The organism is Leuconostoc falkenbergense (assembly GCF_014634805.1).
GTDB lineage: Bacteria > Bacillota > Bacilli > Lactobacillales > Lactobacillaceae > Leuconostoc > Leuconostoc falkenbergense.
The window spans coordinates 1-13,557 of sequence record NZ_BMBS01000048.1 but is presented as its reverse complement, the minus strand read 5'-3'; the positions used below and the strand labels follow the sequence as shown (position 1 = coordinate 13,557).

At 37.3% G+C, this 13,557-nt stretch carries 14 protein-coding genes; 3 read left to right on the top strand and 11 right to left on the bottom strand.

From position 1 onward, the window contains the following. Positions 1–44 precede the first annotated feature (44 nt). The 3 genes from IEU71_RS08900 to IEU71_RS08890 form a co-directional block, all read right to left on the bottom strand. A complete protein-coding gene (locus tag IEU71_RS08900) occupies positions 45–374 on the bottom strand; it encodes a cation-transporting P-type ATPase (protein ID WP_004913796.1) in 330 nt (109 codons plus the stop codon). 859 nt (positions 375–1,233) lie between these two features. Continuing rightward, on the bottom strand, positions 1,234–2,250 hold the full coding sequence (locus IEU71_RS08895) for a zinc-binding dehydrogenase (protein ID WP_004913806.1): 1,017 nt from the start codon (positions 2,248–2,250) through the stop codon (positions 1,234–1,236). 432 nt (positions 2,251–2,682) lie between these two features. Beyond that, positions 2,683–3,357, bottom strand: a complete 675-nt coding sequence (locus tag IEU71_RS08890) for a cyclic nucleotide-binding domain-containing protein (RefSeq protein ID WP_004913809.1) — start codon at positions 3,355–3,357, stop codon at positions 2,683–2,685. A gap of 90 nt (positions 3,358–3,447) precedes the next feature. Between IEU71_RS08890 and IEU71_RS08885 the strand changes: the two genes are divergently transcribed. Further along, positions 3,448–4,128 carry a YjjG family noncanonical pyrimidine nucleotidase gene (locus tag IEU71_RS08885; protein ID WP_004913811.1) on the top strand — a complete coding sequence of 227 codons (681 nt, stop codon included), beginning with the start codon at positions 3,448–3,450 and terminating at the stop codon, positions 4,126–4,128. A 77-nt stretch (positions 4,129–4,205) separates the two neighbouring features. Here the strand turns inward: IEU71_RS08885 and IEU71_RS08880 are convergent, their stop codons facing one another. Then, entirely contained in the window at positions 4,206–5,408 is a 1,203-nt protein-coding gene (locus IEU71_RS08880) for an ATP-binding protein (RefSeq protein ID WP_004913814.1), read from the bottom strand. Positions 5,409–5,533: 125 nt separating this feature from the next. Between IEU71_RS08880 and IEU71_RS08875 the strand changes: the two genes are divergently transcribed. Together IEU71_RS08875 and IEU71_RS08870 are read left to right on the top strand one after the other, a co-directional pair. Further along, entirely contained in the window at positions 5,534–6,064 is a 531-nt protein-coding gene (locus IEU71_RS08875) for a GNAT family N-acetyltransferase (RefSeq protein ID WP_004913816.1), read from the top strand. Between the two features lie 107 nt (positions 6,065–6,171). Continuing rightward, positions 6,172–6,741: a GNAT family N-acetyltransferase gene (locus IEU71_RS08870; RefSeq protein ID WP_036067703.1), complete on the top strand. Its 570-nt coding sequence runs from the start codon at positions 6,172–6,174 to the stop codon at positions 6,739–6,741. Between the two features lie 25 nt (positions 6,742–6,766). On the opposite strand, the gene IEU71_RS08865 is transcribed toward IEU71_RS08870, so the two are convergent. From IEU71_RS08865 to IEU71_RS08840, 7 genes are all read right to left on the bottom strand, one after another. After that, positions 6,767–7,216, bottom strand: coding sequence for a GNAT family N-acetyltransferase (locus tag IEU71_RS08865; protein WP_004913819.1), 450 nt, complete (start codon positions 7,214–7,216; stop codon positions 6,767–6,769). A gap of 153 nt (positions 7,217–7,369) precedes the next feature. Beyond that, entirely contained in the window at positions 7,370–8,401 is a 1,032-nt protein-coding gene (locus tag IEU71_RS08860; RefSeq protein ID WP_004913823.1) for a polysaccharide pyruvyl transferase family protein, read from the bottom strand. A 24-nt stretch (positions 8,402–8,425) separates the two neighbouring features. Further along, positions 8,426–9,799, bottom strand: coding sequence for a sugar porter family MFS transporter (locus IEU71_RS08855; RefSeq protein ID WP_004913827.1), 1,374 nt, complete (start codon positions 9,797–9,799; stop codon positions 8,426–8,428). Positions 9,800–9,943: 144 nt separating this feature from the next. After that, positions 9,944–10,066, bottom strand: a complete 123-nt coding sequence (locus IEU71_RS10255; RefSeq protein ID WP_004913832.1) for a hypothetical protein — start codon at positions 10,064–10,066, stop codon at positions 9,944–9,946. A gap of 308 nt (positions 10,067–10,374) precedes the next feature. Beyond that, positions 10,375–10,809 (bottom strand): Rrf2 family transcriptional regulator, encoded by a 435-nt coding sequence (locus tag IEU71_RS08850; protein WP_036066962.1) that lies wholly within the window; start codon positions 10,807–10,809, stop codon positions 10,375–10,377. Positions 10,810–10,898: 89 nt separating this feature from the next. Next, positions 10,899–11,750 (bottom strand): NAD(P)H-binding protein, encoded by an 852-nt coding sequence (locus IEU71_RS08845; protein WP_004913842.1) that lies wholly within the window; start codon positions 11,748–11,750, stop codon positions 10,899–10,901. A 112-nt stretch (positions 11,751–11,862) separates the two neighbouring features. Beyond that, positions 11,863–13,470: a malolactic enzyme gene (locus tag IEU71_RS08840; protein WP_036067699.1), complete on the bottom strand. Its 1,608-nt coding sequence runs from the start codon at positions 13,468–13,470 to the stop codon at positions 11,863–11,865. Between the last annotated feature and the right edge of the window lie 87 nt (positions 13,471–13,557).

Below are 13,557 nucleotides of genomic sequence, written 5' to 3'. Positions count from 1 at the left end.
TTCAATATCGACAACTCACCACTGAGTCTGTTAGTTAATTAATTTTATTTTGTCCAACTATTGGGGTTCACTTCAAAGGCAATAACTGTTGCGTCAGAATAGTGACCCATTAAAAGTGTCAAGCCAACAGCAATTAACAAGATATAAATAATCACATTGTTAAATTGTCGTAGAAAAATAAGCCATTTAGGTACTGATTTAACAGCAACCTCATTGTAACCATATTTTTGAATTCGCTGTGTAACGTCGTCACTGTCAAGACCATCAGGATAATTGGCCTGCAAATCATCAACAATTTCTGTCCATTCCTGATGATGAAATTTCGACGCGCGCGATAACGGAACGTCGTCCGATTCATTTGTTTTCGTGTTCATTTGACACACTCCTTTAAGAGAAAATATCTTTGCGTCTTGCTGTTTAAGGTTGGCCGCTAGGAGTTCAAATACCTAGTTAGTCAGTTTCCCACGCGTATGCGCCGCTACTCCCGCAAGGGTGTTAAATCAAAAATGAACAAAATGTTAATTATTACTAAATTTTATCATGTCAATTTTGTTATTGCAAATTTCATGCGAAACAGGCTTAAGTATTTAATTCAGCAATCAGCCCATATGCAAGCCACCATCAACAAAAAATAATATCTATTTTTCACCTCTCAAAGTTATCTTAGTAATTTGCTTTCAACAAAATTCTTGAGTTCAATCACTGATTGAGGTTACTTCATTGTTGCTGGCAACTAACACGATTTTTAGGCTGGATCCTTTTTCAAACGGAAATATTGCTATATTGCCAGTATTATTTGTCAATGCCTATTTCAACCATTGAAATAGTCGACAAGATCATCAATTGGAAAATTGATCGTATTTAGGCCGACACGATACTAATCTGAAATTAGTTTTGTGACCCTATCATAATACGCCTTCTGTAAAAATACGTTTGTAAATCACGATATCTTGTTCTATTATACTTTGTTTATTTTTTGGCCTCCTCTGGTGTCGTACAATAGATTAGATATTCTAAGAGTGGTATAACATCAACATTTTCCTTGATGAGTAACGTGATAAAGACGACGTCTAATTCTTCAGTTTTGTCAAAATAATTCTCAAAAATCTGCAACCGTATAGTTGACGATATTCGCTAATTGAGTGATTGTTGTCTTGGTTATGACCACATCATTTACCATACACAAAAGGTGTTGCCACAATCATTTGTCTTGCGGTGAACACCTTTTGTTTCTTACATTTCGATTAAAACTTTTGCTGATTGGTTACTATCTTTGGCAATTGCAAATGCTTCTCTGAAGTCACTTGCTGGGAATACTTGCGTCACAACGGTCTGAATTGCAGGGCTCTGAGACAAAATATCGAGCGCTAAATCAATCTCGTCATTAAATCGAAAACTACCTTTATAGGTTAATTCTTTCCCATTAATAGCGGAAATGTTCACCGAAATATTTTGATCAATCATCATACCAACTTGAATAATTGTTGCACCTAACGCCGCTGCTTTAAAGGCAGCGCTGATGGCGGGCGAAGCGCCCGAACATTCTAAAATTAAATCAAATTCATTATCTGGTAAATTATCTGTCGCGACATTAATCGTATGATTCACACCTACAGCTTCAGCACGTTTTAACGGCGCGTTTAAAACATCAGATATGGTGACATTACTAGCACCTAATGTAACTGCGCCCCCGGTGGCTAACAAACCAATCGGACCAGCACCTGAAACCAAGACGCGTTTATCTTTCACACCACCCGCCAACTTGATAGCATGCAACCCAACAGCCAATGCCTCTGCCAAAGCAGCTGATTTTAATGACACGTTATTTGGCACGATACGAATTTGATCGGGACGAATAGCCATTTTTTCAACCATCCCGCCTTGTGTATGTGGCAGATATTGCGCAGATCCTAAGTACCGCCCATTTGGCCAAATTTCAGGACGTTCTGCAAGCAGGTCTTGTTTGTCACCAAACGTCGCTGGATGCACCGTTATATTGGTACCCGCCGGAATAGTCTCGCCATTGACTATAACTGTTTCATCTAGCACACCACTGATTTCATGGCCTGGAATAAATGGTTCACGAATAACTGACTGTCCCACCGAACCATCAGCTAAATAGTGAAGATCCGATCCACAAATGCCAATATATTTGGGACTAAATATGACTTGCCCTGACTTTGTTTCAAGTGCTGGTATGTCTTTCAAATTAATCATGCCTTTGCCAGAAATAACGATTGCTTTCAGCACAAATCCTCCTTCTTATGTAAGCGCTTACGTAATTACAAATAGAATATATACCAAGCATTCGATATTGTCAATTAATTGAACTAGCATCCCTTTTTCGACACCAAAAAACCATGACACATGATATTGTCATGGTTTTAAACGACGCTTTCACCAACATACTATCAAGCTGATCAACCACTTTCCCAAAGAAGATTTGTAATATTAATCATTTAATAAAAATAGGTTATAGTTTTACTCAAAAATCGAGAATTTTAGTATATATGCTTTTATTTTTTCCTGATGCGTACTGTTAATATCACAGCTGTCAACAATATCCCCACCATATTTACGGTAAAATGCCAAGGCGTCATTTTCAGCTAATACCTCGACGTACATATTTTGGTGTCCAAGTTTGCGTATATTATTTTTTGCTACTAAAATGACCATTTTGAATTATTGCAACTCGGCATGATCACTTGTTGTTGCAGTAATACTGAGCGATTCTATACGTTGCATGTTTAATCTGTACTTATTACGACCAATTTTATCAATAAATCCTTCATCTACAAGTTGGTTATAGGTGTACAAAAGATGTCGATAACTGATGCCTAAATATTCCATCACAAGTTGATGGGGTTCACTATATTCAGAGTTATAAGCGTCATTCAGCATAAAAGTCGCTAATCTTTCCTTAAATGAATACGCTTTAGCAGTCAACATCAAATCAGTACGTTTGATAATTTTATTAGCCAAATAATGATTAAATTGTTGTAAAAAAGCAACATCATTAATCAAATATTTAGTTACTATTGCTTGCGGAATTGCTAAACAAACGCTGCTTCCTAAAGATACTACCTGTTTGTAGCTAGTAGTGACTCCGACTAACTCTAACTCACCAATCCAATCATTTCTATTCAAAAATTCTAGCAGTGTGCTCTCACCGTCATTGGATAAAAAAATGACCTTGGCTCGTCCTTGAAGTAATAATAGAAGCCTTTTTTGTGTTTGATTTTCTTCAGAACTAGTTATCATATCGCCATTCTTAAAATAATGAATTTCACTATTTTTGTACACGTCCGCTGGTAAACTTTTTAAATTGTACTGATCAATCATGGTTGATGTAATCATAATTCACCTCCATAATGTGCGATTTAGCATATTTGGATTATATCACATTGGTTATACTAAAAATAACGTCAATCACTTAGGAGAATAATCATGATTAAAAACATCATATTTGATTTAGATGACACCTTACTAGATTTTCAACGTGGTGAATATGAAAGTGTTCGTAGTATTTTAAAAAACGCCGGTGCCCCCGATATAGAAGAAGCCTTCAAAATATATGGTCAAATCAATGCCAATGTTTGGCAGCAAATTGAATCTGGTGAGGCAGCACAGCCACTACTAAATCGCAGATTTTCTGATACGCTAAATCAATTAAACATTAAGTCCGACGGTCAACAATTGGAACAAATTTATCGTGAACATCTTAACCATAATTTTCATGTTATTCCCGGCGCCACAAATTTATTAAAACAACTCAAATCAAATGGATCTAGACTAATTGTAGGCACAAACGGTGTCGCAAAAACACAACATGAGCGATTAGTTGGTTCAGGAATCAACAGTTATTTTGATGAAATTTTTATTTCTGAAGAAATTGGTTACAGAAAACCAGAGCCTCAATTTTTCGAAACAATCTTAAACAATAATCCTGACCGAAACATCAGCAATACTGTAATGATTGGTGATCGCCTTTCAGCCGATATTGTAGGGGCTAATGCCGTTGGTATGAAAAGTATCTGGTACAATCCCCATCAAAATCAAGCCACCAGCAAATCAGCTCCCACCTACATCGCAAACGACTATCAGGATATTTTAAATTTAATATTGTAATTGTAAGCCAAAATGCTTATCATCTATAAAAACAGCTAGTGGTGGAACCCCTTTGAACGTTTCACCACTAGCTGTTTTTAAATGTCAAATGAGATATTATTTGTATTATGCTCGACACTAGCCGGTGTAATTTGAACTAACGTAACATCAGATGAATTTGCCGTTTTTAAAAACGCTTCCCCAACTGGTAATGCCATTAATTCTAGTAGAGATTTTTTCATTGCTGGTGGTAACACGTCAACTTCCTCTGGACTGCCTAAACGATGACAAATGAAGCTACCAAATTGTCCGATTAGTTTTGCGGACAAATCTAACGGACTTTGCGTACTCAGCATCAAATCAACGCCAATTTTGCGTCCTTCACGTAAAATTGAAAAAATGCCATTGTCCGATGCGATTAACTTTGGCAAGTACCGATGTGCTTCATCAATAAAAACCACAACCGGAAATTGCTGCGGGAAGCGTTGCCGATTAATCATCACTTCACGTGTTAAAATATCTATTAAAGTTTGGCTTAAATGTATGTCGTTTGCGTATTCAGATAAATCAATAATTAGGCTTTGTTCTGAAGCTCGGTGCGTTACAAACAAATTAATTAAATAGCCAAAATCATAGTGAACAATATGGTTATCACTGCTGTCTTCCGGTAATTCAGTCACTTTTAATGATCGCAATGCCAATCGTAGTGTTTCTAAATCAGACCAAACACTCTGTATCGTGTCTTGATCGTATTGCTGGCCGAGTAACGTGAAATCGGCTTTATCATCATTTCTGGGGATGACAAATTCTTCAATTAACTGATCAGCAATCAAATTGAGATCGAAGTCTTTATTAGCAATGCGTAATCGTTTAAGGTTAAATTGATGAATATCTCTTGTTCTATCGATTTTCTTATAAACAGCTGTCGACTTTAACACATTACGCGAAATTTGCAGGCTTTCAATCGCAAGTGGTAATTTTGATAATAATTGGGGATGAGTGATGTCTAACATTTTGCCAATTTCATTGGCATTCAGATGATTAACATCCAAAAAACTATCCCGTCCAAGCACTACTCGTCGTGAATTCGGGATTGATTGATATTCTCCAGTTGGATCAAGAATAATTAAATTTTGGTGGAACGCCTTCATTCCCATCATAATCGATAGTGCCGTTGTAGACTTTCCACTACCCGTCACACCAGTAATCAAAAGGTGTTGCGCCAACAAATTGTCCAATTTAACCGGCTTATATTGTTGATTAACGCGATTAAAAAATAATGTTTCAAATTTTGTTTCCACTGGTTGCCCCCTTAGTTTAAAACAAGGTAATCGTACCATTATATGCAATAAAAAAAAACAGCAAACGATTAATTTCAGAGATAGTGTAAAATAGATAACAGTAATAATAAGTGGAGAATTAACCTATGGCTTCTGACATCACATTAAAACCAATTGAAACACAAGATTTACAATATTTTTGGCAAATCAGCTATGGTCCATCCGCTGACTTGAAATGGATGGGCTTAAATGGTCCGTACTTCCAAGATCCTGTCCTGAATTGGGAAGATTTTTATCAGCGCTTTTATCCGGCCAACATTAATAACCCGATGGTAAAACTCATTATTTATAACGGTGAAATTGTTGGATTAGTATCAGTGTACTGGGATGATGGCAAACTAAAACAGTGGTTAGAGGTTTGTATTGTGATTTACGATTCCAGTAAATGGGGATTGGGCATTGGCGCAGTTGCTTTAAAGCAGTGGCTCAACGAAATGTTTGCGCTTTTTGACTACTTACCCCATATTGGTTTTACGACATGGTCGGGTAACATCGGTATGCAAAAACTGGGTGATAAAGTGGGCATGACAAAAGAAGGTGTGATTAGAAAAGTAAGGTATTGGCATAATCAATATTATGATTCAGTTAAGTACGGTATTTTGAGAAACGAACTATAAAGAGTGGCCGTCGCCTTTTATTTTCAAGTTTACAAGCAACTTTTATTAGTTTATAATGACAGATACTATGTATTTCAAATAAGGTTTTAATTTAAGGAGATTTATTTGTGTTCAGCTTTAAATATGACGATGATGTTAGTCTATCATTGCCCTTACCAGATCAGGATTCAGAAGCATTGTACGCGCTGGTCGAAGACAGCCGTACTACCCTGGCCCAATGGTTACCGTGGGCTGATCAGCTCCGCTCTGCAGATGATGAAAAAGAGTTTCTGAAAACAACGCTAACTCACTTCGGCACGGGGGATTCTTTAAATTGTGTGATCCGTTATCGTAATCAGCCAGTTGGTATGGTCAGTTTTAATCGAATTGATAAAACACACCAACATTCCGAAATCGGCTATTGGCTAGGCAATCAATGGCACCACAAAAATATTATGCACCGTGCCGTCACAGCCTTACTAACAATTGGCTTCACAGAATATAACCTACGTAAAATTATTATTAATGTCGACGTTAATAATGATGCAAGTAATCACGTTGCTCAGAAATTAAATTGCCATTTAGATGGTACTAAACGTGAGGACATCTTATACAACAATGGTAAATTTGCAGATATGAACGAGTGGTCATTATTACGTTCGGAGTGGGAAAAACAGGACAAAAAAAGCAAAGAATGAAATTATTCTTTGCTTTTTTTCGTGCTTAAATCATATACTGCATATCAAAATCTACTACGCCAAGATATTGATTTGTCGTTGAGTTCCCCATGTCTTTAAAACCTTGTTTCAAATAAAATTCATGAGCTGAGGCGCGCGCTGACAAACTGACACGTTGATAGCCTTGCTTTTTGAAATCAACAAGTGCCCAGCGAAACAATCGTGATCCAAGTCCTTGATGTTGATATGACGTATCGACCGCAAAAGATACTAATCGTAGGGTTTCAGCGTCTTTTTGGTAAGTTGAAAATGTTGCCACCAACACATCAGCCACCGTAATGCCATAAAACTGATTATTTTGCTCAATCATCATTTCTTCAGGTGTAATTAATTTGCCGAGAGGACTCCTTAACACAGCGTTTCTCAAATTAATATTTTGTTTATAAAGTTGTTTGTTCGTTGTTAAAAATTTTTGAAAAACTGGCTCGTTGGTCACTAAAATAATTTCCTGTTCTATTGTTTTATTTCATCATTTTATCATATACAACGAAAAAAATAATCAACAATATTTACTTTGGCAAGAAAATACTCTTCGTTTGTTTAATGCGCATTAACGATTTTAAACTAACAATATTTGAACGGAGACGTCTCAATCATTTTGTCTCTTGTGCGCATAACCTCTAATCACATCGCGTAGTTGTCTAAAGTCCTTTTTAACATCATAATCATGCCGCTTTTGTGCTACAAGATAACGCATGAGTTCTTTAATACGGTCAATATCAGTTTCATCAGTATAATCAATCCAGTTTACATGCTCTAACCAGTCAATGTAAGCATGTTTACCTTTGCCATAGCTATTACCAAATAGTAAGCACGGCGTACCTGTTAATACAGAAAAAACCATCGCATGCCAACGGTCAGTGATAATCATTTCTTGATGTGAAAACAACACAAGTTCTGCGTCAAATAAAGCTTCACGCGTAACTGGTGTTATTTTTTGTGGTTCATCTAAAACAGTATCAACACGATCAATTGGCCGTTCTGTCCCAAGCATTTCTTTGATATTATCAATTGTACTTTGCTTAACCACTTTCTCAGAGTCATGACGCAGCACAAACAAGGCGCCGTGACGTTTGAATTTTAGATCAACAGCATTCATATATAGCACCATGTCAGGTGTAAATATCACTGGATTATCGAAAGTGGTTTGCATGCGATGAAAACTTAGTGCATCACGTGCAACGAGTACAAGATTTGGATTTTTCCGATATGCTGCCTGGCTTTTTTTCTTTTCAATTTCACCGTCTTCATTTTCCTCAAAATGGATTGACTGTGGAAATGAAATCGTCAAATTATTGACAAACGTGGAAAAGACTTTCCGTCTCGCTTCTTCATGATTATGATACAAATTACCCATGTTACCACCACCAGTAAAAGCGATAATATCCTTGGGTTGTAAATGTTCTTGGATGACTGGGATAGCGTAATCGTCATCCTCTTCCAGAATTTCAATGTATTGATATTCTGGAAATTCATTTTCAATATATTGGCGCTCTGCTAACGAAACAGCTTGATCGCCCATGTTGGTGTAACTTGGTACACCAAACATATAAAACTTTGGCCGACTATTGTCAGGAATTTCGTGGACAACTGTGGTCGTATCAACGTAAAAATTTGCCATTTGACTGATTACTCCTTTGATATATTATAATTTTGCAGTTTGATAAGCATCCGACATCTTGCGACTATTAACAAATAGAATAGATAATACAATACTGATACCATTTGTTAGTGCAAACACAAAGAAGACAACGGCTGTTCCTAACCACGCAATCAATTGTGGATAAATTAAACTAATGAAAAAATTAGTAATCCACGTTGTCGCTGTTGCCACAGACATGAATTGTGCTTTAACTTTTCCGGGAAACATTTCTGCTAATAACAACCAAGTTACAGGACTGACGATACCTTGATGATTAGCCAAAAACAGTGTCAATGCAATCAATACCAATGCATTTGTGACTGTTTGAGAAAACACAGTCGATTTCATGATGGCCCCTAACAACGCCAAAAAAACAACGTTACCAATTAAACCAATAATCAATATTCGGTGATGATTGGTTTTCTCAATCATTCGGGTCCCAAAAATACTTGCAATAACAGACACAACACCAATTAGGATATTTGCATACAGCGAACCGCCCTCGCCCATACCAACTTTTTCAAGTAAAATAGTGCCATAATACATGACCGTATTGACACCTGAAATTTGCTGAATTAATGCTATTACGATACCAGTGATTAACAGGTATAATAATTTTTTATTTTGCAATGCGCGCGACCAGCTGAATTCTTGGTCATCCGATTTTTCAATCGCTTCAGTCTCATTTTTAATCAGTGAATTTGTATTCTTGAATCCCAAGCGACGGAACAACTGTCTGGCACGATTAAACCGTCGCTTGAATAACAGCCATTGTGGGCTACCACTAATATGAAATGAATTAATCCATAAAATCACAGATGGCACAGCCGCTGACAGAACCATTACACGCCAGATTGGTCCCCAATCAGACCAAATATTGCCTAAAATAGCATTGACAACAAAGGCACATAGTTGCCCAAGCACAATGAAAATAGCATTTTTGTTAACATTTGCACTTCGTAAATTATCTGGAGAAATTTCTGCCAAATACATTGGTGATAAACTTGAAGCCGCACCGACCGCAATACCTAGCACAAATCTAAAGATTGACATGGACCAAAAATTCACAGCAGCTGCACACAACACAGTTGCCACCGTAAAAATAATCGCAATTAATCGCAGCGTTTTTTTACGACCAAATTTGTCAGCTACTTTACCACACCCTAGTGCACCAATACATGCACCAATCACTAGTGAACTTGAAACAATGCCTTGCAATGATGGCGTAAGGTTTAGTTGGTCTGATCGGCTCATAAAGGCTAAAGCGCCATTGATCACACCAGTATCATAACCAAATAAGAAGCCTCCTAAGGAAATAACATAAACGCAGTAATTCAAAAAATTAAGTTTAACTTTTTTATTCGTTTTGTTTTGCATACTTCTCCACTCTGTCCTTTATCTGTCTTCGCTTTTTCCTATCTAATCACTTATCAACAGCGAGATGTCAAAAAGTGTTTATAAAAAAGCCTCCTTTGTATGAAACAAATTAAAGACTTAGTTACTAAGTTATTCTAATTAAGCCTAATCCGCCTTTTTGTAATCAGCGTTTTTAGGATTATGGTCAAAGACATTTTCTTTGTCAGTTGACTCAGGATCGTCCTTCTTGTTTTGTGATTTAACATCAATTTTTTCTTCTTCAGACATACAAATATTCTCCATTCATCAAGCTTGAAATCAATAATTCTTGTAACAGGTGATTATTAATTAGCGGTGATCGCACTCACTGCCAATTATTCAGTCACCACAACAATTCGTGTTTCAAATAAAACTCATGTCTCCTTCCATTTGTAGTAGCGATTACATTAATAATACCACTTTGGTTAAATAAGCAATAAAATAAGGCTCAAAAATTGGTTTAACACAATTTTTGAGCCTCTTTGCATTTGTTGGTTTAATTTCAATCCGAATAGTGTTGTAATGACTGATTTTTTTCGTCGGGATTGATTCAGATTCTATTTCGTTTTGTATTGCTGTAACACCAAAATATCTTTTATCACATCACTAATGCTGATACTCTTCATGCGATCATAAGCTGTCGTTTCTATGTCTGAATAAATACCATTGAGTGTTTGTTGAATATTGCCGCCAACAATACAGTCTGGATTAGTTTTTGGATCAATATGCAATAAATTGTGATCGATACTAATCGCAATATAGACATCATAGAGGCTGATTTCTGTTGGTGATTTGGCCAACATCGGTGTTACCGCGCCCTGCCTTGTGGTAATAAACCCACTTTCTCGTAACTCACTCATTAAATTGCGGACAACACTAGCATTGGCACCAATGCTGGCCGCGATCATTTTACTAGATAAATCGCCATCCCGATAAATATCTAGGAACGCTAAGATATGTATTGCATCACTTAATTTATATGAAAATCGCATCAGCTGACCTCACTTTCTTCCTAATAAGTATCGCATAAAAAATGACATAACACAGGTTGTTATGTCATTTTTTATAGACAGCTTGCCAATTATCTGATAATCTCTTTCAACGCTTCAGATAAAGGCGTCACATCATGTCCCAGGAGTTGAGGCAAGTCATCACTAGGATGTGCTAATGAGCCATCATCAATGGGTGTTTGAAATGATGTTACCATAAGTGCTGTGTCATGATCTAAACCATTTTTTTCTAATTGTGATGTATAGTCACTTTCAGAAACTTGCTGAATGGTAGATGACGCATTGAAAGTGCTTTTAACTGTCTCGCCAAGTGTTGCAAAGTTAATCGAAGGACCAGACAATTCGTAAATTTCTCGTTCAGCACCATTAGCTAAGACGTTCGCTGCAGCTTCTGCATATTCACGTTCTAATGCCCACCGTACTTTTTTGTCTGCCCAATAATAAGCAGAAGCATCACTAGCAGCAGCTTGCAAAAAACTCGTTTCATTTTCTAAATACCAGTTATTTGGCAAAAATGCGTGCGATAATTTGGCCGACACAATGGCTTGTTCCGTCCCACGGTGGTCTTGCGCCAAGAAATTCTCAGATTCATCAGCATGAGGAAAACTAGTATAAACCACAAACGACACATGATTAGTTGCCAAAGCATTGACAACATTTTGATGTTGTACTAACCGTGGCACTTCGCCACCCGGCTGCGATGAAATAAATAACACACGATCAATACCCGACAGCGCTTTCGTCATAGCTGATTCGCTATCATAAGATGCCTCACGTACCTCGATATCTTTGAAGGCTTGCTTAGCCTTTTCTGCGTTTCGCGCGATTAGTACAATGTCTTTTTTATCAACAAGCGTTAGTAAGTGTGACACAGCTGCGCGGCCAAATCGACCAGTAGCAGCAGTAATTGCATATTTAACCATGATAAATTCCTTTCGTAATAAAAAAGTTTATAATTTATTATAACATAACTTGTTGCTTTTAAAACAACAAGTTATTAAAAAAAAGACCATAATGGTCTTTAATATGGTTTATTTAATACTCTGGTAACCACTTCAAATCTGCAACAGCTGTCTTAGCATCAGTCACGCCTTGTGCGATACCTTCATCAATGGCAACTTGCGCTACAGCAACAGCAACAATTTGTGAAAATTCATCCAGATGAGAAACAGGTGGCAAAACAGCCGTACTATCGTCTGTTAAAGTGTCAGCTAATGCGTGCGCAGCTGCTGAAATCATGCCCTGCGACAATACTTTTGCACGTGCTGCAATCGCGCCTAATCCCAAACCTGGATAAACTAAAGCGTTATTGCCTTGCCCAATTTGGTAAGTTACACCCTCAAAAGTCACGTCAGCGGCTGGAATACCAGTGGCAATTAATGCTTTACCTTTACTCCATTTGATCAAATCTTGTGCACTTGCTTCAGCGAGCTTGGTTGGGTTAGATAATGGGAAAATAATTGGTCGATCAACATAGCTAGTCATTTCACGAACAATTTCTTCGGTGAAAGTCCCTGGTTGGGTTGACGTGCCCACCAAAATGGTTGGCTTAATTGTTTTAATCACCGCAGTGAGATTGGTGAGTTCGTCAGCATTAGTAAATTCTGAGCGTGAACGAGCAAAAGGTTGTTGCGCAGGCGTCAAGGTATCATCATCATCAAACAACAATCCTTGCTTATCAACCATGTAGAAGTGCTTGCGGGCTTCGTCTTCACTCAATCCTTGTTTAACCATTTCAGTATAAACTTGGTTTGCAATCCCAGCGCCCGCTGATCCGGCCCCAAAAGTGACATAAGTTTGATCAGTTAGTTTTTTGCCTGTCAGCTTCATTGCCCCCAAAACACCTGACAAAACGATAATGCCTGTGCCTTGAACATCATCATTAAACGTTAGAATTTTATCTTGGTATTGCTTCAAGATACGCGCTGCATTGGAACGTCCAAAGTCTTCCCAGTGCAAATAAACATTTGGAAATGCGGCTTCAATTTCGTCAACAAATTTTGCAATGAAATCATCGTACTTTGCCCCACGAACACGTTCATGCTGATTGCCTAAGTATAGTGGATCGTAAAGCAATTTCTGATTATTTGTACCAGCATCAATCACAATTGGCAACACATTTTCCGGATTGATACCAGCTGCAGCGGTGTATACCATCAACTTGCCGACTGAAATATCAACGCCGTTAACACCCCAATCACCAATACCTAAAATACCTTCAGCGTCGGTGACAACAACTAATTTAATATCGCGACCATTTGCTGCACCAAGTAAAGTTTCTTTAATCGCTTCAGGATGGTTGACATCCAAAAATGCTGCCTCTTGTGGATCAACATAATTTTCTGAATAATTTTCGATTGATTCAGCAATTGTTGGATCGTAAACAATTGGCATAAATTCAACAATGTGCTGCGAAAAAACTTTGTAAAACAACACGCGATTCGTGTCAAAAATTTGCATTAAAAATTTGCGTTTTTCAATATCTGATGTCTTAGTTTGATATTGTGCGTATACCTGCGCAGCTTGTTGTGCAATTGTCTGAACAACCGGTGGCAATTGACCAACAATATGATATTGTTGACGTTCTGCCTGTGTAAAAGCTGTGCCTTTATTTTTAAAAGCATCATTTAAAATATTTGTCATGTCCTGATCCCCTCGTATAGTAAGTTTAAAGACTTACATTATTTTTTATTTTTATGACTGTTTTCTCTTCACTAATTGAACACCGTA